The following is a 20,780-nucleotide window of genomic DNA, read 5'->3' as shown; positions in this document are numbered from 1 at the left end:
TGTCAACACCTTTTTTAAAATTTTTTAATTAATTTTACAACAGCCTCAGTTCGAGCTGTATGTGGGAACATATCGACCGACTGGATATAATGAAGATCATAGACTTCTACCAAACGCACCAAATCCCTTGCCAAGGTCGAAACATTGCAAGAAATATAAACCATTTTTTCTGGTACATAAGTAAGAATAGTATCTAATAACTTATCATCCAGACCTGTACGTGGTGGATCCACAATCAGAGCATCTGCTCGGTAGCCTTCCTTGTACCAACGAGGAATAATCTCTTCTGCCGTTCCAGCTTCATAATGAGTATTGTCAAATCCCATTCTTTTAGCATTTCGCTTGGCATCTTCAATAGCTTCTGGAATAATATCCATACCTCTGAGTGTTTTAACTTTCTTTGCGAATGCAAATCCAATCGTTCCAACTCCACAATAAGCATCAATCAAATGGTCTTCTTTATTTACATCCAAGGCTTTTACCGCCTCGCTATAGAGGACTTCTGTTTGTTCAGGATTTAGTTGATAGAATGCTCGAGGAGATAGTGAAAATTCATAATCAAGAACACCTTCTTGAATACTCTCTTGTCCCCAGATAATCTCTGTCTTTTCACCATATATCTCACTGGTTTTAGCTGTATTTGTATTCACAGCGACTGTCACAATTTCTGGAAAATCTTTAACTAATTCTTTTACAAGTTGGGTTAAGTTAAGCTGACGGTTTGTAACAATAATAATCTGAACCTGTCCGGTCTTCCTTGCTCGTCGAACCATAATAGTACGGACACCTAGGACTTTCCTCTCGTCTGTGATTGGAATCTGGTGATAAGTAAGTAATTCTGCTAGACGATTAGCAATCACTTGGGTTTCCTTGTCTTGTACCAGGCAATCTTTCAACTCTACTAAATAGTGAGAGTTTTGTGCATATAAGCCCGCCTTGACCTGATTCTTAAATTTTCGAGTCTGAAATTGTAACTTAGCACGGTAGTACTTTGGTTCCTGCATACCAATCGTCGGGCGGATTTCATAATTTTCATATCCTGCAGGGGCAAATTTTTTCAGCGCTTGATGAAGCAAGTCCGTCTTGAACTCCAGCTGCTTATCATAATGCAGGTGCATGATTTGGCAGCCTCCGCACTCATTGTAAATAGTACAAGCTGGCACAACTCGGAATTTAGACTTCTTGTTGACCTTTAATAATTTCGCTTCAGCAAAGTTACATTTAATAGAAGTAATCTGACAATAGATATCTTCTCCTTTGAGAGCACCGGGTACAAAGACTAAAGTTTTTTGATAAAAGCCGATTCCCTCACCATTAATTCCCATGCGCTTGATTTTTAATGGTATTTTTTGTTTCACTTTCAGATTCATACCCCTATCTTATCACATTTTGAGTTATAATAGAACTATGAAAATCACAAAACTTGAAAAGAAAAAAAGACTCTATCTGATGGAGCTTGATAATGGCGACAAATGCTATATCACCGAAGACACAATTGTTCGTTTTATGTTATCGAGAGATAAGGTGATAAACGAAGAGGAATTGAAGGAGATTCAGGACTTTGCTCAATTTTCTTATGGTAAGAATCTGGCCCTCTACCATTTATCCTTTAAAGCACGCACTGAAAAAGAGGTCAGAGAATATCTAAAAAAATACGATATTGATGAAAACATAGTTTCTCAAGTCATTGCTAATCTTAAAGAAGATAAGTGGATCAATGATGGACAGTACACTTATGCTATCATCAATGCCAATCAACTGTCAGGAGACAAGGGGCCTTATGTACTGAGTCAGAAACTAGCACAAAAAGGAATTTCAAAATCTACTATAGAAGAGAATTTGAAAGAATTTGATTTTTCTGAAGTGGCTCAACGTGTAGCCAATAAACTATTGAAAAAATTGGAGGGAAAACTTCCAGCTCGTGCCTTGCAAGATAAGATAATCCAAAACTTAACTAACAAGGGTTTTTCCTATTCTGATGCTAAAATTGCCTTTGACGACTTAGATAGCCAAGTCGACGAAGAAACGACTCAAGAACTCATCTTCAAGGAACTTGATAAGCAATATGCTAAGTATGCCCGAAAGTATGAAGGATACGAACTGAAGCAGCGTTTAACTCAAGTTTTAGCACGAAAGGGCTACGATTTTTCGGACATAGCAAGCGCTCTTAGAGAATATCTTTAATATTTCCAAGTGAAATTCACAGATTTTAGATAATTTTATGGTACAATAGTAAATGATAAACTTATAAATTGTAGAAAGTTGGTTAGTTATGAAGCTTCCAAAAGAAGGCGACTTTATTACAATTCAAAGTTATAAGCATGATGGGAGTCTCCACCGAACTTGGCGGGACACCATGGTACTAAAAACAACAGAAAACGCCATTATTGGTGTCAACGATCATACACTTGTTACCGAAAGTGATGGTCGTCGTTGGGTCACTCGAGAACCGGCTATTGTTTACTTTCACAAGAAATATTGGTTTAATATCATTGCCATGATTCGTGATAATGGAACTTCCTACTATTGCAATATGGCTAGCCCCTACTATCTGGATGAAGAAGCACTGAAATATATTGATTACGATTTGGATGTTAAAATTTTTACAGATGGAGAAAAACGTCTCTTGGACGTTGAGGAGTATGAGCGTCACAAACGCAAAATGAATTATTCTGATGACTTGGACTATATTTTAAAAGAACATGTCAAAATTCTTGTTGATTGGATTAACAATGGACGTGGTCCTTTCTCAGAAGCCTATGTAAACATTTGGTACAAGCGCTATGTAGAACTAAAGAATCGGTAAAGTTGTCAAACTAGGGTGAAAGCCCTGGTTTTTTTATTTGAAAAACCCAGCTTTTCAACTGGGTTGGTCTCTATATATCTAATTTAGTAACCGTAAATTTGATGTGGGAATAGTCTTTTTCAACATCCTTATCCAGCAAGAAAGCTGTGGCGTCCTTCTTGACCTGAACCAAATCAATATTCTGAGCCTGGGCTGCATAGACGCATCCACAATAACATTGACGGTAGATGTCATACTCTTCACACATCTCTACTGAACGTTTGTAGCCTTGATTTTTCTTGAAATCGCTGGGAAGATAGTGGGTTGTATAAATTTTTTGCACATCGATTCCGATGCTGTTGATGGTTTGAGAATTCTTATGAGGACTGATGGTTAAAGCCGAACCGAAGTAGTCAAAACCTAAATCCATAGCCACTTGCGCTGTTTTATCCAGGCGGTAGTCAAAGCAAACCTTACAACGATCACCACCTTCAGGCTCTTCTTCCAAACCTCGAACCAGTTTACGATATTCGTTAGGTTCATAAGGAGCTTCTAGATATTGAACGTTATTGCCAGTTCGCTCATTGAAATCACTGACAAACTTTTTAGTCACATAGGCACGCTTATGGTATTCTGCCTTGGGATGGATATTAGAATTGGCAAAATAGATGGTCACATCTGCATACTTAGTCAAATATTCTAGAGTATAGGTACTGCAAGGGGCACAGCAAACATGCATGAGAATAGTTGGCCGTTGCTCATTTTTCTCCCATACTTGTACCATCTTCTGCATGACACGGTCATAATTAATCTTCTGATTGGGGTTCATCTTGCTCAGAATTTCTTCTACATCGATCATGTTTTTCTCCTTTTTCTAGTCTTATTTTATCATATAAGTTAGGAGAGCTCAAATCTATTTAGAAGTGAATAGCATAAAAAGGAGGGGTAGGCATTCCCTCCTTTTGTGTTTTTTATAAGTTGTTTTCTATAGAGAGCTTACATCATCCCACCCATCATGCTTGGATCCATTGCTGGAGCTGGGGCTACTGGTTCTGGTTTATTTGCTACAACTGCTTCCGTAGTCAAAATCAAACTGGCTACAGATGCTGCATTTTGTAGAGCTGAACGGCTCACTTTAACTGGGTCGATAATCCCTTGATCAATCATATTAACCCATTCACCAGTTGCTGCGTTGAAGCCTGTACCAACTTCAGCATTTTTCAAACGATCGATAACGATTGAACCTTCAAATCCTGCATTATGCGCGATCTGACGAACAGGTTCTTCCAAAGCACGGAGAACAATATTGCGTCCTGTTGCTTCATCTCCTGTCAATTCCAAATCAGCTACGGCAGGGATAACATTTACAAGGGCTGTCCCACCACCTGCAACGATTCCTTCTTCAACAGCTGCACGAGTAGCGTTAAGGGCATCTTCAATGCGGAGTTTCATTTCTTTCAACTCAGTTTCAGTTGCGGCTCCGACCTTAATAACCGCTACGCCACCTGACAATTTTGCCAAGCGTTCTTGCAATTTTTCACGGTCAAATTCAGAAGTTGTGGTTTCGATTTGAGACTTGATAACTGAAACACGGTGAGAAATAGCTTCAGGGTTTCCAGCACCTTCTACGATAACAGTGCTATCTTTGTCCACAGTTACTCTCGCTGCTTGACCAAGTGCTTCAATTGTTGCATCTTTCAACTCAAGACCAAGGTCTTCTGTGATAACTGTTCCGCCTGTCAAGATGGCAATGTCTTCAAGCATAGCTTTACGACGGTCACCAAATCCAGGCGCCTTAACTGCTACCACGTTGAAGGTTCCACGAATCTTGTTCAAAACAAGAGTTGGAAGAGCTTCGCCATCCACATCATCCGCAATAATCAAGAGTGGACGATTGCTTTGGAGAATACTTTCTAGGAGTGGCAAGATTTCTTGGATATTTGAAATCTTCTTATCAGTAATCAAAATGTATGGATTTTCAAGATCAGCTACCATTTTTTCGCTATCTGTTACCATGTACTGTGAAAGGTAACCACGGTCAAACTGCATTCCTTCCACAACTTCAAGCTCTGTTTCCATACCACGTGACTCTTCAATGGTGATGACTCCGTCTTTACCAACTTTTTCCATGGCTTCAGAGATGTACTCACCAACTTTTTCAGAACGAGAAGATACGGCAGCAACCTGAGCGATTGCTTCTTTGTTGGCAACAGGAATAGCATTGTTTTTCAAAGCTTCAACTGCTGCAGCAACTGCTGTTTCAATCCCACGACGAATGCCGATTGGATTTGCACCTGCTGTGACGTTTTTGATTCCTTCACGGACGATTGCTTGGGTCAAAACAGTTGCAGTTGTAGTCCCATCACCTGCGATATCGTTGGTTTTTGAAGCTACTTCTGATACCAATTTGGCACCCATATTTTCAAAATGATCTTCCAATTCGATTTCTTTGGCAATGGTCACACCGTCATTGGTAATCAAGGGTGAGCCAAATGATTTTTCCAACACAACATTACGACCTTTTGGTCCCAAGGTTACTTTAACAGTATCTGCAAGGATATCGACACCACGAACCATAGCTGAACGAGCATCAGATGAAAATTTAATTTCTTTTGACATACTTACTTTCTCCTTCTATTCTTCAATGATAGCCAAGATGTTAGCTTCGCCAACGATGACGTACTTCTCATCGCCATCTTTGACATCAAGACCGGCGTGGGCTTCAACTAAGACACGATCTCCAGGCTTAACACTTGGAGCTACCAAGTCACCGTTCAAGGTACGAACACCTTGTCCAGTAGCCACAACTTGGGCTGTTTTTGTTTTTTCTTGAGCTGAACCTGCAAGGACAAAACCTCCAACAGTTTGTTCTTTTTCTTCAATTTTTAAGACCACACGGTCTCCTAATGGTTTCAACATCTGATTTCCTCCATAATAAGATAGACATTATTAGCACTCTTTGTTCTTGAGTGCTAATTCATAGTTCTATTGTATCACTTGGTCAGAAATAGTCAAGAAAAAAGTCTGACTTTGGCAAGATAAAAAGCCTGAGAGCAACTCAGACTTTTTAATGCTTAAAATGGCAATTCCTCCTCTTCCAAAACCAAATCCGCCAAATCTTGGCCTGCATTATTTTCACGCATGGCACGTTGGGCACGACTTTCCAAGAGTTGGAATCCTGTCACGAGAACTTCGGTCACGTAGTTCATCTGACCATTTTTCTCAAAACGACGGGTACGTAATTCTCCATCCACTGAAATGAGACTACCTTTGGTTGCGTAGCTGGCCAAGGTTTCTGCTAGTCTGCCCCATAGGACCATATTAACAAAATCAGCTTCACGTTCGCCATTTTGGTCTTTGTATCGACGATTCACAGCGATAGTTGCTCGTGCTACTGACTTGTCATTGTTGGTTTTGTGCAATTCTGGTGTAGACGTTAAACGTCCAATAAGAATAACTTTATTATACATATTTTCTTCCTCCTACTTATCTATTCGTAGGAAATCAAAAAAAGTTACAGAAATTTGTAACTTTTCGAGGAAATTTTTTAGTTTTTATGAACCATGAAACCTGTCGCTTGTTGATTTGCCATAATGGTCATATCTGTAATCTGCACACGACGAGGTTGACTAGTCACATAGACTACTGTATCTGCAATATCCTGAGCTTGCAAGGCTTCTATTCCTTGGTAAACGGACGCAGCTCGTTCTTTATCACCGTGAAAACGTACCGTCGAAAAATCTGTTTCAACAATTCCAGGCTGAATGGTTGTCACCTTGATATCCGTTGCGATGGTATCAATTCGCAATCCATCTGAAAAGGTCTTAACCGCTGCCTTGGTAGCTGAGTAAACAGCGGCACCAGCATAGGCATAAATTCCTGCGGTTGAGCCCATATTGATGATATGTCCTTGATTGGCTTTTACCATTGCTGGCAAGAAACAGCGAGTAACCGCCATCAGACCTTTAACATTGGTATCCAACATGGTCAACATATCCAACTCTTCATAGTCCTGATAAGGTGCTAAACCTAGAGCCAGTCCGGCATTGTTGACCAGAATATCAATCTCCCCTATCGTTTCTAGAATATTGGAGCAGACAGTCTTTACCATGGTCATATCCGTGACATCTAGCGGAAAAGCCCAAACTGTTTGATTTGGGAAGGCTTCTACAAACTCCGACTTTAGGGCTTCTAGTCTGTCTATCCGTCGTCCAGTTAGAACGACATTCTCACCCTGCTCCAGATAAACACGCGCAATCGCTTCACCAATTCCTGATGTCGCTCCTGTAATCACAACATTTTTTGCCATCTTATTTCCTTCTAACTGGTCTATCAGATATTAACAACTTCTTAGGCAGTCCAGTGTTTAGCTGGATCAAATGGAGTTCCAACAACTTGGTCTTCTGACAATTCAAGCACCCCTCGTTTTTGCGGAGCGTTTGGCAAATGCAATTCACGAGGACTACACATCATGCCAAAACTCTTTTCACCACGAAGTTCACCTGGGAAAATGAGATTCCCTTTTGGCATCATAGCTCCAGGAAGAGCTACAATTGTTTTCAATCCAACACGCGCATTAGGTGCCCCTGCAACGATTTGTACTGTCTTGTCACTTGCGACTGCAACTTGGCAGATGTTGAGGTGGTCACTATCTGGATGAGCTACCATCTCGATGATCTCACCAACAACAAACTTAGGTTCCTTGTCATTAACAATTTCCTCTTCAAAACCTTCCGCCTGTAATTCTTGGTTCAAACGAGCGACTTGCTCATCTGATAAAAAGACTTGACCGCGCTCTGCAATTTCAAACAAACTTGAAACTTCGAAAATATTCCACGCCACTGTTTCTCCATTATCTTTGAGAAAAACACGGGCTACCTTGCCTTTGCGCTCCACATCTAACTTAGCATCTCCGCTATTTTTCACGATGACCATAAGGACATCACCGACATGTTCTTTGTTATATGTAAAAATCATTGTTTCCTTTTTCTCCTATTTCAGTCCTGCTAAAAAGTCGTTAATTTGTTGCTTGCTTTTACGGTCGCGATTAACAAAACGACCGATTTCCTTGTCCTTTTCTAGAACAACAAGGCTAGGAATTCCATAAACATCCCAGAGTTTGGCCAAATCCATATACTGGTCTCGGTCCACTCGAATAAAGGTGAACTCTGGATTGGTCTCCTCAATTTCTGGCAAGGCAGGATAGATATAACGACAATCACCACACCAGTCCGCCACAAAAAGGAAGACTTTCTTGCCATCCTTTTCCACTAAAGATGCCAATTCTTCTAAACTTGCTGGTTGTATCATAAAACTTCCTCCTCATAGACTAGGTCTTCATTTTCATAGACAAAGGTATAATGACGGCCATCCTCAAAAATGACGCCACCAACCAAGCTCTCTAGACTGCTTTCATAAACTTGAACATAGAGGGTCGCAATTTCTCCCATGTCTGAAAAATGGTCTCGCACAATCGCTGTCAACTCTTCCTGAGTCTTCATGAGCTTACGGTCATCTGCAACTTTTTTCGTAGCAAGGGCAAGGCTCCCAATACCAAGCAGAGCCAGACCTGCCATCCACATTTTTTTAGCTTTCATACCATTCATTTTAACACAAAAAAGGCTTTAGGACAAATGAGGAAGTAGCAGAAACACAAGTAAAAAGCCCCTTCCTTTAAGGAAAAGGACTTCTTATACTTATTGCCAGGCGCCTGAGTTGCCAACGTAGTAACCATCAAGCGTGTAGGTATTGCGAAGCATCTTACCTGATGAAGCTAGATAATACCACTTGCCATTATCTTTGACCCAATCATTCGCTAGCATGGAACCAGAAGAACTTACATAATACCATTCTCCCTTGTCATAAACCCAAGCGCTTGCTTTCATAGCTCCTGAGCAATTAGAGGCCAAAAAAACTGTCCAATATCATTCATTTTTTTAAAACATTTGACACTACATCATCCACGCTGTAGGACATAGATACATCAAACGTAAGAGCCAAAATATCGAAAAATATACAACTTTTAAAGGCAACATTTCATTTTTTAAAGTCTAACAACAATAGAACGGAAATCAGAGCAAGGCATCAATTTCCTACTCTTAGTACGTCTATTTTGATGGTTGAAGTGAAGATTTTTTTATTTAACGTAGACAATTCCCAACTTCCCAAAGGCCACATCTCCACGGATAATCAAGGTTTTGCTGGTTGGGGCTAGAGGGGCATCTGCCTTGGCTACACCACAGAAAGTTTCCACCTTCAAATCAACTCTCCAATGTTGGGGAACATAGATAACTGCATTGCCAAAACCAACTTCAATATCCAGAGTAGCAAAATCACCTAACATCTCTGCATTGTCATAATATATCTTGGCATTCCCAAAACCAACTTCAACTTGGTCTTCTACCAATTCTTGGTCTTGCTTGTAGAAAGTCCCTGTCCCAAAAGCAACTTCCTTATCTGTAAGAATGTTTTTTTCACCATCATACCACCATTTTTTCCCATTCCAAGTTCTGTTAGAGTGAGTGAGTGTGCTGACACCCATTACAATTAAAATACTAGCCCAAATAAGTGAAACAGGAGATAGCTGAATCCAATCATAAAAAAGATTCACTATATTTAATGCTGTTAATGCTAAAAAAGTGGCACTTGTCCAATGATGCCTAAGGGAAGATTCTATTGCCTTATAAAAAAGAAAAGCAATAAAGATGAAGGGAGAATACTTAGTCTCCAAGGATGGGACACCATAATGTCCCTGTAATAAAATCCATGCTGCCAATACTAGCAACACAATACCAAATGCTTTCTTTTTCATCTTGTTACCTCATGTTTCTTAGATTTTCTTTTAGGAGGGATTGGTAATGCCGTGACACATGAACCTCCTTGTGGGTCTGATAAAAGGAAATGGTGCTCGTTCCTGAAAAGGACTTGTCCACCGAATAGATTTGCCGAATATTAGCGATAGTTGACTTGGATACTCGACTAAAATAGCGAGGAAGGATAGCCTCTAACTCATAGAGTTTAAGCCGAACCTCGTAGGCATCTTTCTGGGTATGGGCATAAATCTTGTTCCCCTCTGTTTCAAAGAAGAGAATTTTCGACAAATCCAGATAATACTCACCCGTCCCCTTGTAAAAAATCAACCGAGGAGACTTGGATTCTTGCAAGAGGCGCTGTAAGTCCGCGATCTCATCTGTCAAAGCCGCTGCCTTGATGACAATTTCAGTTTCCTCTAAATTGCTGTCAATTTCGATTCGTAACTTCATTCCATCTCCTTTCTGACTCTACTATATCAAAGGAAAAATAAGAAAACAAGAGCAAAAAAGCAAGTGGTTACTTTAGGCACGTAAGTGGTTCTAGGACCGCCTTATACTCTTCGAAAATCAAATTCAAACCACGTCAGCGTCGCCTTACCGTACTCAAGTACAGCTTGCGGCTAGCTTCCTAGTTTGCTCTTTGATTTTCATTGAGTATTAACTTACAGGTCAAAATAGAAAGAAAAGCACACCCCACACAAGAGCACAAATATAGCCAACCACTACATCCCTGGGATAATGCACGCCACCTAAGACTCGCACAAGTCCGAGGAGGGCTGACAAGACCAACAAGACAACCCCTACAGATAAACTAGCATGCAAGCAAGCCATGGAAATAATGGTTGCTGAAAAGACATGACGGCTGGGCATAGACTGACCAGGACTATCTCTGTCAAGCAAAGGTTTAATATCCCATTCCTCATAAGGCCTAGGGGCATTGATTTTCTTACGAAGAAAGGACAAAATCACAAAACCTGACGCTGGAATAAACAAATAGATCAAGACCTGTTCCCCAAGTCCTTGTTGGAGATAGGTAATTGCTAACAAGGTTAGATAAATCATAGGCATAACTACCGTCATGAACCGATTGAAAGTTCTTAACCGTCTCAGAAAGATAGGCTTATTTTCAATGTTACCAGTAATGTGGTCATACCATTCTTGATAATTTTTCATATATTTTCTCATCACTTACTCAAATTTTGCTTACAGGGAAGCACTTTTCTTCTAGTATAGTGCAGAAAAAGAAGGCCGTCAAGCCTTCTTTGGGTTTATTCTTCTGCTTCGCCTTCTGTAAATTGACTGTTGTAGAGGTCAGCGTAGAAACCAGCTTGCGCCATTAGCTCCTCATGATTGCCTTGCTCGATGATATTGCCATCCTTCATAACCAGAATCAGATCAGCATTACGAATGGTTGACAAGCGGTGGGCGATGACAAAGGAAGTTCTGCCCTCCATCAAACGATCCATGGCTTTCTGAATCAATTCCTCTGTACGGGTATCAACAGAAGAAGTCGCCTCATCTAGGATTAGGAGCGGTGCATCTTTCAGCAAAGCACGAGCGATAGTCAAAAGTTGTTTTTGCCCGACAGACAAGGTCACTGTATCATCCAAGACGGTATCGTAAGCATCTGGTAGGGTCATGATAAAGTGGTGAATCCCTACAGCCTTGCTGGCTTCAATAACGCGCTCATCACTAATACCCTCTTGGTTATAGATAAGATTGTCTCGGATAGTGCCTTCAAAGAGCCAAGTGTCCTGCAAGACCATTGAAAAGGCATCGTGCACTTCCGATCGCTTCATCTCCTTGGTATCCACACCATCAATACGGATGCTTCCCTTATCAAGCTCATAGAACTTCATCAAAAGATTGACAATAGTTGTCTTACCAGCCCCAGTCGGTCCGACAATGGCAACCTTTTGACCTGCATGAGCAGTCGCAGAAAAGTCATGGATAATGGTTCGCTCTGGTGTGTAACCAAAGGAAATTCGATCAAAGACTACTTGACCTTTCATATCGCTCAATTGTCTTTCTTTATGGGATTCATCTTCCATTTCATCTTCGGCTAAGAATTCGAAGACACGTCCCATGGCTGCGCTAGCCTGCTGAAGACTGGTAATCCCTTGAGCAATTTGGGAAAGGGGTTGAGAAAAGATACGAACGTAGGCCATAAAGGCAACGATAATCCCGATACTAATCTGCCCATTCAGAGCCAAGGCTGCACCAACGATAATCACCAAGGCATAACTAAAGTTCCCAATAAACATCATAATCGGCATCATAATCCCTGAAATAAACTGAGATTTCCAGATACTATCATACAGGCGATGGTTTAATCTCGAAAACTCTTCTTTCGTGCTCTCGATAGCATTGTAACTGGTCACCACATTATGGCCAGAATACATTTCCTCCACATAACCATTGACAGCTGCCAAATCTTGTTGCTGACTCTTAAAGAAGCCCTGGGATTTTCCCATAAAGACAGACACGAAAGCAAAGCCAACAAGAGTTGACACAACCGTCACCAAGGCTAAAATCCAGTTCATCCCAAACATAGTTACCAAGACTGCCAAGACCAGTAAACTAGATGAAAGAACTGTTCCTAGACTTTGATTAAGGGACTGGGCTGCAGTGTCAACGTCATTGGTCACACGAGACAAGGTATCTCCTTGAGAATGTCCATCAAAATATCTCAATGGTAGGCGATTGATTTTATCTGCAATGGCTGTTCTCAAACGCTCTGAAAAACGTTGAATGGCTGTTGTAAACAGAAAGGCCTGCAAATAATTTGATAGAAGTCCGATCACATAAATCACGGCCAAAAAACCACCAATAGTTGCAACCGCCGCGACATCTACACTGGTTCCCAGACCACTGGCAATGATATTGGTCATTTCCTTAATACGGGTTGGACCATATACGGTAATGATATTGGATAGGATTGTTGCTAGAAAGGCAATCAAAAGGGCAAACTGGAGGCCTGCAAGATAGGGTTTACTCTGTTTCCAGAGAGACATTTTCTTATTTTCCATGTTCCAATTCCTCCTTCGATAGTTGTGAATAGGCAATTTCTTGGTAAACTTCATTATTAGCTAGAAGTTCCTTGTGGGTGCCTTGTCCCACGACTTTACCTTGATCCAAGACCAAAATCAAATCAGCATCCATAATCGTTGAAATACGCTGTGCGACGATAAGCTTGGTCATAGACTTGGTTTTCTCTGCTAACTCTTGGCGTAGGACACGATCTGTCTTGTAGTCCAAGGCTGAGAAGGAGTCATCAAAGATGAGAATTTCTGGTTTCCGAGCCAAGGCACGCGCAATTGCCAGACGCTGTCTTTGACCACCTGAGAAGTTGGCTCCTCCTTGGGCCACTTCTGACGCTAAGCCCACTTCCTTGTCTTCGATAAAGTTCTTAGACTGAGCCAACTCCAAGGCTTGCCACATAGCCTGCTCACTAAGTGGTGTTTCTTGACTTTGTCCAAAGTCTAGATTGTCCTTGACATCACCTGAAAAGAGAACCGCTTTCTGAGGAATATAACCAACCTTGTTGCGCAAATATTCTAAGGCATAGTCTTGAACATTGACACCGTCCACCAGAATTTCTCCGTCTGACACATCGTAGAAACGTGGAATCAGATTGACCAGAGTTGATTTACCAGAACCTGTTGACCCAATAAAGGCCACTGTTTGACCAGCTTCTGCTCTAAAGCTAACATTCTCAATAACCGCCTCCGAATTTGCCGCATAGCGGAAGGTTACATCCTTAAACTCGACCTGACCTTTGAGGTTTTCATCAGCCATTCGCACTTGAGCAGGATTTTGGATAGAAGAATGCAAATCTAAAACCTGGTTGATCCGCTTGGCAGAGACCATAGTTCGGGGAAGAACGATGAAGAGTGCTCCCATGAGAAGGAAGCCCATGACAACCTGCATGGCATAAGACATGAAAACAATCATGTCACTAAAGAGAGGCAGACGCGCTATCGGAGCAGCGTCGTTAATCACATAGGCCCCAATCCAGTAAATCGCCACACTCAAACCACTTGAAATCCCCATCATGATAGGGTTCAAAATAGCCATAAGACGGTTGACAAACAAATTAAAGCGTGTCAATTCATCATTTGCTGCTGCAAATTTTTCATTTTGGTATTCTTCAGCATTGTAGGCGCGAACAACACGAATACCTGTTAAACTCTCACGAGTGATACTGTTCAGTTTATCAGTCAGACTTTGAATCAAGGACTGTTTTGGAAAGGCTAGCGTCATCAAGACTGTCGTCATCAAAACATTGACAATCACTGCTACAAGAACGGACCAGAGCCAGTATTCTGAATGACCTAAAATCTTCCCAATAGCCCAGATAGCCATAATTGGACCACGCGTAACTACTTGCAAGCCCATGGTAATCAACATTTGAACTTGAGTAATATCATTGGTGGTACGAGTTAAAAGACTGGGAATAGAGAATTTCTTAATCTCTGTCTGCGAGTAATCCAAAACTCGGTTAAAAATATCACTTCTCAGCCTACTAGTATAAGAAGCCGCCACTCGGGATGCAAAAAATCCAACTGCAACTACGGACAAGAAGGCAAGAAAGGACATTCCCACCATCATGCTTGCCGGCTGCCACAACTCATCTAAATTAGTTCCTTGACTACCTAGCAAATCCGTAATTTTCGAGATATAAGTCGGCACTTCCAACTCCAGATAGACCGAAAGGCAGGTAAAGAGAATGGCTAGTAAAATCATCCCCCATTCTTTCCTACTAATTCGTTTGGCTAATTTCTTCATTCTCTCCTCCTATTCCCTCGATATTTGCCTGTAGTTGACCGAGAACTTTCTCAAAAATCAGTAATTCATCTTCATCAATGTCTTCCATCAACTGCTTGTCTATGCGTTCAAAGAAGGCCTTAACCTGCTGCATTTGAGAACGTGCTTTGTCCGTCAAACAAACAAATTTTGCCCGCTTATCAACAGGACTCGCCTCCAATTCCACCAAACCATTTTGCACCATACGCTTGACCAAATTACTAGCAACAGACTTGGTAATATTGAGTTCCTGCTCGATATCTTTAATCAAGACCAAGTCTTGGTTTTTCTCACGATTATCCAAAAAACGCACAACCTGACCTTGAGGCCCACCCATAAATTCAATACCACAACGTTTGGCTTCCTTTTGCACCATCAGGTGAATCTGATGACCAAAACGCTTAAAGACTAACATCGGTTTATCCATACTAACTCCTTTCTAACTATCAAATTTAGTTCTCCTAGGAACTAAATAAGTTTTCATGAGAACTATTTTACCACTTTGAAAAGAGATGTCAAGAAAAAGTTTCCTAGAGAACTATTTTCTTGATTCAAAAAATCCCAAGTGATTTTTTCACTTAGGATCATGTTCTCTAGGTTAAATTAGAACCCGTCTACGTTTGTGTAGATTTTTTGTACGTCTTCGTCGTCTTCAAGAACGCTGTAAAGTTTTTCAAAAGTTTCAAGGTCATCACCTGACAATTCCACTTCTGACTGAGGAATCATTTCCAATTCAGTCACTTGGAATTCTTGGATACCTGACTCACGAAGGGCAACGATAGCCTTGTGAAGGTCAGTTGGCGCTGTGTAAACTGTGATTGTACCTTCTTCTGCTTCTACATCGTCCACATCCACATCCGCTTCTAGCAATTGCTCAAAGACCGCGTCCGCATCTTCTCCAGCAAATACGATAACACCCTTGTTGTCAAAGAGGTAAGAAACAGAACCTGAAGCACCCATGTTTCCGCCATTTTTACCAAAAGCTGCACGGACATTAGCCGCTGTACGGTTAACGTTTGAAGTCAAAGTATCCACGATCAACATAGAACCATTTGGTCCAAAACCTTCGTAACGTCCTTCTGTAAAGGTTTCGTCTGTGTTTCCTTTAGCCTTGTCCAAAGCTTTATCGATAACGTGTTTTGGCACTTGGGCTTGTTTAGCACGGTCGATAACGAATTTCAAGGCTGAGTTTGATTCTGGATCTGGATCACCTTTTTTTGCTGCTACATAGATTTCTACACCAAATTTTGCATATACTTTAGAGTTAGCTCCATCTTTAGCCGTTTTCTTGGCTACGATATTGGCCCATTTACGTCCCATTAGGAATCTCCTTTTTTCACATTTTAATCTTTCTTATTATAACACAAGTTTTTTCGATTTTCACTAGAGGAAATAGATTTTATTCAGTAAATCAAGTTAAGATGCTACTTTAGTTGCCAAGATGGCCTTGCCTTTCTATCTTTATCAACATTCAAAAAACAAACTAGACCATTATCTGCAAATAGAAAGTTTCAGCCAAGTTTGACAAAGTCCGCTCAAGCTACTGTTTTGAGGTTGTAGATATAAGCGACAAAAACAATCATACTGCAGCTTTTGTTGACAGTCTACTCCAGACATATCATAGTTCAAGTAAATACTTTGAAATTCAACAGTTCTCATAGGCGCTATTGTATTCTAAGAAATCAATAGAAGAGTTTCTAAACAAAACCATAATTTATGTGTTCTTGAAACAGAAATTTATGCTCTTTTTGATTTCACATGATACTGAAGTTAGACTAGTACAACGGCACTTCTAAAACAAGTAAAAGGTAGCTAATTCCCTGTATAGCAAGGAGTTTCACTACCCTTTTTACTTTTTCTTACAGCCCCTGTTTGATAGACTCATTTTAACATCACGAGCATGCTCCAATGGAAATCGCTAGGCAAGAGATAAACTTTCAGATATTCGCAGAGAGATCATCGCCTCTTTTTGTCGCAAACATTCTTCCCCCCTAATCATTTTCTACCTTATCCTCTACCTGAGGATAGAGAGTCGTTCCCCAAATAGAAATCGTCCGCTTACGCACTAGGGGCAAATCGGTTTTTTCATAAACCGTACGCCACCATTCCCAGGCAAGTCCGGTACACTCTCTAATTTTGATAGAGAGATTGCGAACATTCCCTTTTAAAGGAATACTAGTGGTAAAGTGAGCCGTCAAATCCTGGCCATTTCTGTCCCAAGCCTTAGCAGTCAAGATTTCCTTACCTTGATTATCATAGGATAATTCATCCCAAGTAATGTAATATTGGGCAACATAGGCACCACTATGATCCAAGAGTAAATCTCCGTTTCTGTAAGCTGTCACCTTAGTCTCAACATAGTCTGTACTGTTTTGAAAGGTCGCAACTACATTGTCCCGTAAAAAAGAAGTTGTATAGGAAATCGGCAAGCCTGGGTGATCGGCTGTAAAGCGACTGCCTTCTTGAATCAAGTCCTCTACCATATCCACCTTGCCTGTTACAACTCGGGCACCCGAACTCGGGTCGCCCCCTAAAATAACTGCCTTCACTTCTGTATTGTCCAAAATCTGCTTCCACTCTGTCTGAGGAGCCACCTTGACTCCTTTTATCAAAGCTTCAAAAGCAGCCTCTACTTCATCACTCTTACTCGTGGTTTCCAACTTGAGATAGACCTGACGCCCGTAAGCAACACTCGAAATATAGACCAAAGGACGCTCTGCGGAAATTCCTCTCTGCCTCAAATCCTCTACCGTTACAGTATCTTGAAACACATCTCCTGGATTTTTAACAGCATCTACGCTGACTGTATAATAAATCTGCTTAAAATTAACAATCTGAATCTGCTTTTCGCCCGAATGGACAGAGTTAAAATCAATATCAAGAGAATTCCCTGTCTTTTCAAAGTCAGAACCAAACTTGACCTTGAGTTGTTCCATGCTGTGAGCCGTGATTTTTTCATACTGCATTCTAGCTGGGACATTATTGATCTGACCATAATCTTGATGCCACTTGGCCAACAAATCGTTTACCGCTCCGCGAACACTTGAATTGCTGGGGTCTTCTACTTGGAGAAAGCTATCACTACTTGCCAAGCCAGGCAAGTCAATACTATAAGTCATCGGGGCACGATCGACCGCAAGAAGAGTGGGATTATTCTCTAACAAGGTCTCATCCACTACGAGAAGTGCTCCAGGATAGAGGCGACTATCGTTGGTAGCCGTCACGGAAATATCACTTGTGTTTGTCGACAAGCTCCGCTTCTTTCTTTCGATAACAACAAACTCATCGGGTAGCTGATTCCCCTCTTTGATGAAACGATTTTCAATACTCTCTCCCTGATGGGTCAAGAGTTTCTTTTTATCATAATCCATAGCTAGTATAAAGTCATTTACTGCTTTATTTGCCATATTCTTCCTCCTAATAAGTTCCTGGATTGAGTTGCATAAACTCAGACTTGTTCAGCGAAATCAGCCGTGGTTGGACTAAGTGATCCAAAATTTCCTCGTACAATTCTTCTGAGACATTGCGTCGCCGTCTGGCTAGATAAGAAGTCGGAATAACCGTATTATCCAACATAAATACCTTATCTAAGTCAATCAAGGTTGGTCTTGTAAAAGGATTACGAGCTAAATCCGGCTCTTCTATCATAAAGTTCTTGACCAAACGTCTGGTCAAGAGAGCTGGTTTGAAGGTCTGATTTTTAATCAACTCTTTGTTTTTAGTCATGCTGTTGTCAATACAGATATACATATGATTCTTCACAGCCAAATCGCTACTAATAGTCGGAAAAGGCAAATAAAGAGCTACAACATCTCCTCTCTTAATCAAGTAAGAGCACCCCCTTTTCTCCTAATGTAACATAGACAGGATTGACCAAGTCTTCTGATTGACTCAGAATTTCCAAAGTTTGAGTTTGGCGCGCTGTCAATTTAGTAGCATCTTGTCTCTTCAATACAAAATACTTGTCTCCAATTACCTTGACACTATAATCCTTCTCCAAAGCTGACTGGTAAATCCACATCAGATATTGTCTGTCCTGAGAACTCAAGAGAGAAGGACTTTCAAGTCTCCCGATAGTCTGATAAAAATCAAAAACAGGAGCCAAAGATTGCCAATCTGACTGGCTAGTTGTCAAGGCTAGAAAAAGAGCTTTGCGAGCTGATACTTCTTGGTTAGCCTTGAGAGTTACTTTTCCCTCCAAGTTTTTTAGAAAGTGGGAAACTCCAGAAAGCAAATCTTTCTCTAACTGCGAGAAATAAAAACCTTGCCTTCCCAGACACAAGTCTCTCAAGTCGCTTTCTCTAGCAAATAAGAGTTCAAATAGTTGATAGTAAAAGAAAAATATCTGGCACTGAGTCGCGCTCATCTCTTCTTTATCGGCTTCTTTTTTCAACCAGAGCAAGGGCGACAGGTAGCTGGATTGAGACATTTCCTCCACCTCCTATTCTTTTTTAACTGGAGCTTCTGCACTAGCTGCCACTTCTTTTGACTGGATACTTTCCCACTGGTTGATTTCCTCTGAGATAAGACTTTCGCATGTCTTGACAAATAGGGCAAAAGCCTTGGTTTTTCCTGCATATTTCTCCGTTTGGCATTGATAAAGGAATTTTTCTCTCTCCAGGAGTTGCGCAGTCTTTTGGTAAGAAATCCAGTGTTCCTTTGCATTATACAAATTGAGAATCCCCTCACACAGCAAGCCTAGACTGGACAAGGCAACCGAAATCAAACGGTAGCGATCACCTGGCATAGGAATAGCGCAAAAAACAGCTATGAGGAAACCTGCCACAATTTCTGTTATTTTTAATACCTTATAGCGTCTACGATGTTGAACACTTTTCTTTAAAAAAATGAGCTATCTGTACATCCAATCGATCTGTCAGATACATTTCTTCTGGCGTCATGTTCGTAACCCCTTTCATTTACTTTGATAATCATAGTATAACATATTTGAATGTCAAAGTATAGTAAAAACTGGACTATAGCTTATTATAAAATCCAAATATGAAATGTTTATGAAATAAGGGAAAAGTATCACAAAAAGGATGGAACAAAAAGTTTCAAAATGATAAAAACGCATAATACCTTGCCTTAAAAAGCTTGATATTATGCGTTTTATCAGAGAAAGATTTTCTGAATGTTCACCTCAGATTGAGTTTTTCCAACATTCTATCAATCACTATTCTAGCTAGTTTCCGACTCATCTAAGCATTGCTTATCTTAACTGAGCAAGAATAGCTTTGAGTTTTTCAATCAACTCATCTTCTGTGTGGTCAGACTCTTTCTCATTGGCTAGGAAGGCAACTGCTTGAGCGAGAGCTTCTCGTGCTTGGTCGAGAACTTTGGCATCTACACTTGTAAGGTCGCTTTCTTGCAGAACCTTAGTCAATTCCTTGGTCAATTTCTTGAGTTCTGACTCTTTCTTACGACGAGCGATGAGGAAGAGAAGGAGACCAAGAAGGGCGAGTAGGCTGCCAATCATCGTACCGTACGGAAGATGACCTTGCTCTTTGCTTGTTTCTTTCCTTTCTTCTTCATCCTTAGTCGTTTGCTTGCCTTTCAAGGATTCGAGAGCTTCTTTGATCTTAGCAGTAATCTCTTTCAAGCCTGCCTCTGTCAAGTCAGCATTTCTAAGGGCTTCTTGACCCTCTCCGAGAATGACCTTCGCAGCGTCAATGACAGATTGATCAATACCATCCAAGTCTTTCAAACGAGTTTCCAAGTCTTGAATCAAATCTCTTAAGACTGATTTATCAACCTGTTTCTCTTGACTCGATTGAGTGCCACCAGCAAAGGTTACACTTCTCCGGTTACGGGTTGGTGGTGTCACACTGGTGTTAGTGTTGCCACCGTTATTAGTGTTGCCACCGTTATTAGTGTTGCCACCATTGTTGGTGTTGCCACCAGCGTTAGTGTTGCCACCATTGTTAGTGTTGCCATCGGTGTTAGTGTTGCCACCGTTATTAGTGTTACCACCATTGTTAGTGTTACCACCATTGTTAGTGTTGCCACCGGTGTTAGTGTTGCCACCGTTATTAGTGTCCCCACCGTTATTAGTGTTGCCACCATTGTTGGTATTACCACCATTGTTAGTGTTGCCACCATTGTTGGTGTCCCCACCGTTATTAGTGTTGCCACCATTGTTAGTGTCCCCACCATTGTTAGTGTTGCCACCGTTATTAGTGTCCCCACCGTTATTAGTGTCCCCACCGTTATTAGTGTCCCCACCGTTATTAGTGTTGCCACCATTGTTGGTATTACCACCATTGTTAGTGTTGCCACCATTGTTGGTATTGCCACCGGTGTTAGTGTTGCCACCATTGTTGGTATTGCCACCATTGTTAGTTTGCACGCTTGGATTGATGTTGTTGATGGCATTT

At 41.0% G+C, this 20,780-nt stretch carries 22 protein-coding genes and 2 pseudogenes; 2 read left to right on the top strand and 22 right to left on the bottom strand.

The genetic code is table 11. The annotated features are described in order from the left end of the window. Positions 1 to 14: 14 nt before the first annotated feature. Positions 15 to 1,370, bottom strand: a complete 1,356-nt coding sequence (gene rlmD, locus HT720_RS04835; protein ID WP_173274878.1) for a 23S rRNA (uracil(1939)-C(5))-methyltransferase RlmD — start codon at positions 1,368 to 1,370, stop codon at positions 15 to 17. A gap of 37 nt (positions 1,371 to 1,407) precedes the next feature. On the opposite strand from rlmD, the gene recX reads away from it, so the two are divergent. Both recX and HT720_RS04825 read left to right on the top strand, forming a co-directional pair. Next, positions 1,408 to 2,184: a recombination regulator RecX gene (gene recX, locus HT720_RS04830; protein ID WP_173274877.1), complete on the top strand. Its 777-nt coding sequence runs from the start codon at positions 1,408 to 1,410 to the stop codon at positions 2,182 to 2,184. A gap of 88 nt (positions 2,185 to 2,272) precedes the next feature. Next, a complete protein-coding gene (locus tag HT720_RS04825; RefSeq protein ID WP_000775321.1) occupies positions 2,273 to 2,806 on the top strand; it encodes a DUF402 domain-containing protein in 534 nt (177 codons plus the stop codon). Positions 2,807 to 2,876: 70 nt separating this feature from the next. Here the strand turns inward: HT720_RS04825 and HT720_RS04820 are convergent, their stop codons facing one another. The 21 genes and pseudogenes from HT720_RS04820 to HT720_RS10215 form a co-directional block, all read right to left on the bottom strand. After that, positions 2,877 to 3,644, bottom strand: coding sequence for an epoxyqueuosine reductase QueH (locus HT720_RS04820; protein ID WP_020900987.1), 768 nt, complete (start codon positions 3,642 to 3,644; stop codon positions 2,877 to 2,879). A 137-nt stretch (positions 3,645 to 3,781) separates the two neighbouring features. Beyond that, the gene (gene groL / locus HT720_RS04815; protein WP_173274876.1) at positions 3,782 to 5,404 is read right to left on the bottom strand and encodes a chaperonin GroEL; all 1,623 of its coding nucleotides are present in this window, start codon (positions 5,402 to 5,404) and stop codon (positions 3,782 to 3,784) included. A 15-nt stretch (positions 5,405 to 5,419) separates the two neighbouring features. Then, positions 5,420 to 5,704, bottom strand: a complete 285-nt coding sequence (gene groES, locus HT720_RS04810; RefSeq protein WP_173274875.1) for a co-chaperone GroES — start codon at positions 5,702 to 5,704, stop codon at positions 5,420 to 5,422. Positions 5,705 to 5,859: 155 nt separating this feature from the next. Further along, entirely contained in the window at positions 5,860 to 6,255 is a 396-nt protein-coding gene (locus tag HT720_RS04805) for a single-stranded DNA-binding protein (RefSeq protein ID WP_000282442.1), read from the bottom strand. Positions 6,256 to 6,332: 77 nt separating this feature from the next. After that, on the bottom strand, positions 6,333 to 7,094 hold the full coding sequence (locus HT720_RS04800) for an SDR family NAD(P)-dependent oxidoreductase (protein WP_173274874.1): 762 nt from the start codon (positions 7,092 to 7,094) through the stop codon (positions 6,333 to 6,335). Between the two features lie 41 nt (positions 7,095 to 7,135). Further along, complete coding sequence (gene ytpR / locus HT720_RS04795) at positions 7,136 to 7,762, bottom strand: YtpR family tRNA-binding protein (protein WP_173274873.1); 627 nt, start codon at positions 7,760 to 7,762, stop codon at positions 7,136 to 7,138. A 15-nt stretch (positions 7,763 to 7,777) separates the two neighbouring features. Beyond that, positions 7,778 to 8,095 (bottom strand): thioredoxin family protein, encoded by a 318-nt coding sequence (locus HT720_RS04790; protein ID WP_000615777.1) that lies wholly within the window; start codon positions 8,093 to 8,095, stop codon positions 7,778 to 7,780. After that, entirely contained in the window at positions 8,092 to 8,391 is a 300-nt protein-coding gene (locus HT720_RS04785; protein ID WP_001013971.1) for a DUF4651 domain-containing protein, read from the bottom strand. The genes HT720_RS04790 and HT720_RS04785 overlap by 4 nt, the downstream gene beginning before the upstream one ends. Before the next feature lie 90 nt (positions 8,392 to 8,481). Beyond that, positions 8,482 to 8,697: pseudogene (locus HT720_RS04780) on the bottom strand (N-acetylmuramoyl-L-alanine amidase family protein); the annotation flags it as partial. Between the two features lie 224 nt (positions 8,698 to 8,921). Next, positions 8,922 to 9,596, bottom strand: a complete 675-nt coding sequence (locus HT720_RS04775) for a hypothetical protein (RefSeq protein ID WP_173274871.1) — start codon at positions 9,594 to 9,596, stop codon at positions 8,922 to 8,924. A 4-nt stretch (positions 9,597 to 9,600) separates the two neighbouring features. Beyond that, the gene (locus tag HT720_RS04770; protein WP_173274870.1) at positions 9,601 to 10,047 is read right to left on the bottom strand and encodes a LytTR family DNA-binding domain-containing protein; all 447 of its coding nucleotides are present in this window, start codon (positions 10,045 to 10,047) and stop codon (positions 9,601 to 9,603) included. 219 nt (positions 10,048 to 10,266) lie between these two features. After that, the gene (locus tag HT720_RS04765; RefSeq protein WP_173274869.1) at positions 10,267 to 10,770 is read right to left on the bottom strand and encodes a phosphatase PAP2 family protein; all 504 of its coding nucleotides are present in this window, start codon (positions 10,768 to 10,770) and stop codon (positions 10,267 to 10,269) included. A gap of 95 nt (positions 10,771 to 10,865) precedes the next feature. Beyond that, positions 10,866 to 12,626, bottom strand: a complete 1,761-nt coding sequence (locus tag HT720_RS04760; RefSeq protein ID WP_173274868.1) for an ABC transporter ATP-binding protein — start codon at positions 12,624 to 12,626, stop codon at positions 10,866 to 10,868. Continuing rightward, complete coding sequence (locus tag HT720_RS04755) at positions 12,616 to 14,385, bottom strand: ABC transporter ATP-binding protein (protein WP_173274867.1); 1,770 nt, start codon at positions 14,383 to 14,385, stop codon at positions 12,616 to 12,618. The genes HT720_RS04760 and HT720_RS04755 overlap by 11 nt, the downstream gene beginning before the upstream one ends. After that, positions 14,360 to 14,830 carry a MarR family winged helix-turn-helix transcriptional regulator gene (locus HT720_RS04750; RefSeq protein WP_173274866.1) on the bottom strand — a complete coding sequence of 157 codons (471 nt, stop codon included), beginning with the start codon at positions 14,828 to 14,830 and terminating at the stop codon, positions 14,360 to 14,362. The genes HT720_RS04755 and HT720_RS04750 overlap by 26 nt, the downstream gene beginning before the upstream one ends. 176 nt (positions 14,831 to 15,006) lie before the next feature. After that, a complete protein-coding gene (locus HT720_RS04745; RefSeq protein ID WP_023940351.1) occupies positions 15,007 to 15,723 on the bottom strand; it encodes a YebC/PmpR family DNA-binding transcriptional regulator in 717 nt (238 codons plus the stop codon). Positions 15,724 to 16,394: 671 nt separating this feature from the next. After that, positions 16,395 to 17,810, bottom strand: coding sequence for a cholesterol-dependent cytolysin pneumolysin (ply, locus tag HT720_RS04740; protein WP_173274865.1), 1,416 nt, complete (start codon positions 17,808 to 17,810; stop codon positions 16,395 to 16,397). A 10-nt stretch (positions 17,811 to 17,820) separates the two neighbouring features. Beyond that, a complete protein-coding gene (locus HT720_RS04735) occupies positions 17,821 to 18,231 on the bottom strand; it encodes a hypothetical protein (RefSeq protein WP_240156322.1) in 411 nt (136 codons plus the stop codon). Further along, on the bottom strand, positions 18,224 to 18,832 hold the full coding sequence (locus HT720_RS04730; RefSeq protein WP_000083609.1) for a hypothetical protein: 609 nt from the start codon (positions 18,830 to 18,832) through the stop codon (positions 18,224 to 18,226). The genes HT720_RS04735 and HT720_RS04730 overlap by 8 nt, the downstream gene beginning before the upstream one ends. A gap of 12 nt (positions 18,833 to 18,844) precedes the next feature. Continuing rightward, positions 18,845 to 19,304: pseudogene (locus tag HT720_RS04725) on the bottom strand (DUF4231 domain-containing protein). Between the two features lie 311 nt (positions 19,305 to 19,615). Then, positions 19,616 to 20,780, bottom strand: a 1,165-nt coding sequence (locus HT720_RS10215; RefSeq protein WP_240156321.1) for a hypothetical protein, incomplete at its 5' end; no start/stop codon positions are given.

It is taken from the genome of Streptococcus sp. 68, from assembly GCF_013277415.1.
Taxonomy (GTDB): Bacteria; Bacillota; Bacilli; order Lactobacillales; family Streptococcaceae; genus Streptococcus.
This window is presented reverse-complemented; position numbering and strand designations above follow the sequence as displayed.

Bases quoted from the DNA above. Each gene is read 5' to 3' on its own strand.
- HT720_RS04760 (WP_173274868.1), bottom strand. From the start codon at position 12,626: ATGGAAAATAAGAAAATGTCTCTCTGGAAACAGAGTAAACCCTATCTT.
- HT720_RS04820 (WP_020900987.1), bottom strand. From the start codon at position 3,644: ATGATCGATGTAGAAGAAATTCTGAGCAAGATGAACCCCAATCAGAAG.
- HT720_RS04755 (WP_173274867.1), bottom strand. From the start codon at position 14,385: ATGAAGAAATTAGCCAAACGAATTAGTAGGAAAGAATGGGGGATGATT.
- HT720_RS04800 (WP_173274874.1), bottom strand. From the start codon at position 7,094: ATGGCAAAAAATGTTGTGATTACAGGAGCGACATCAGGAATTGGTGAA.
- HT720_RS04805 (WP_000282442.1), bottom strand. From the start codon at position 6,255: ATGTATAATAAAGTTATTCTTATTGGACGTTTAACGTCTACACCAGAA.
- HT720_RS04730 (WP_000083609.1), bottom strand. From the start codon at position 18,832: ATGTCTCAATCCAGCTACCTGTCGCCCTTGCTCTGGTTGAAAAAAGAA.
- groES (WP_173274875.1), bottom strand. From the start codon at position 5,704: ATGTTGAAACCATTAGGAGACCGTGTGGTCTTAAAAATTGAAGAAAAA.
- HT720_RS04770 (WP_173274870.1), bottom strand. From the start codon at position 10,047: ATGAAGTTACGAATCGAAATTGACAGCAATTTAGAGGAAACTGAAATT.
- HT720_RS04825 (WP_000775321.1), top strand. From the start codon at position 2,273: ATGAAGCTTCCAAAAGAAGGCGACTTTATTACAATTCAAAGTTATAAG.
- HT720_RS04790 (WP_000615777.1), bottom strand. From the start codon at position 8,095: ATGATACAACCAGCAAGTTTAGAAGAATTGGCATCTTTAGTGGAAAAG.
- groL (WP_173274876.1), bottom strand. From the start codon at position 5,404: ATGTCAAAAGAAATTAAATTTTCATCTGATGCTCGTTCAGCTATGGTT.
- HT720_RS04775 (WP_173274871.1), bottom strand. From the start codon at position 9,596: ATGAAAAAGAAAGCATTTGGTATTGTGTTGCTAGTATTGGCAGCATGG.
- recX (WP_173274877.1), top strand. From the start codon at position 1,408: ATGAAAATCACAAAACTTGAAAAGAAAAAAAGACTCTATCTGATGGAG.
- HT720_RS04745 (WP_023940351.1), bottom strand. From the start codon at position 15,723: ATGGGACGTAAATGGGCCAATATCGTAGCCAAGAAAACGGCTAAAGAT.
- HT720_RS04785 (WP_001013971.1), bottom strand. From the start codon at position 8,391: ATGAATGGTATGAAAGCTAAAAAAATGTGGATGGCAGGTCTGGCTCTG.
- HT720_RS04750 (WP_173274866.1), bottom strand. From the start codon at position 14,830: ATGGATAAACCGATGTTAGTCTTTAAGCGTTTTGGTCATCAGATTCAC.
- HT720_RS04765 (WP_173274869.1), bottom strand. From the start codon at position 10,770: ATGAAAAATTATCAAGAATGGTATGACCACATTACTGGTAACATTGAA.
- ply (WP_173274865.1), bottom strand. From the start codon at position 17,810: ATGGCAAATAAAGCAGTAAATGACTTTATACTAGCTATGGATTATGAT.
- rlmD (WP_173274878.1), bottom strand. From the start codon at position 1,370: ATGAATCTGAAAGTGAAACAAAAAATACCATTAAAAATCAAGCGCATG.
- ytpR (WP_173274873.1), bottom strand. From the start codon at position 7,762: ATGATTTTTACATATAACAAAGAACATGTCGGTGATGTCCTTATGGTC.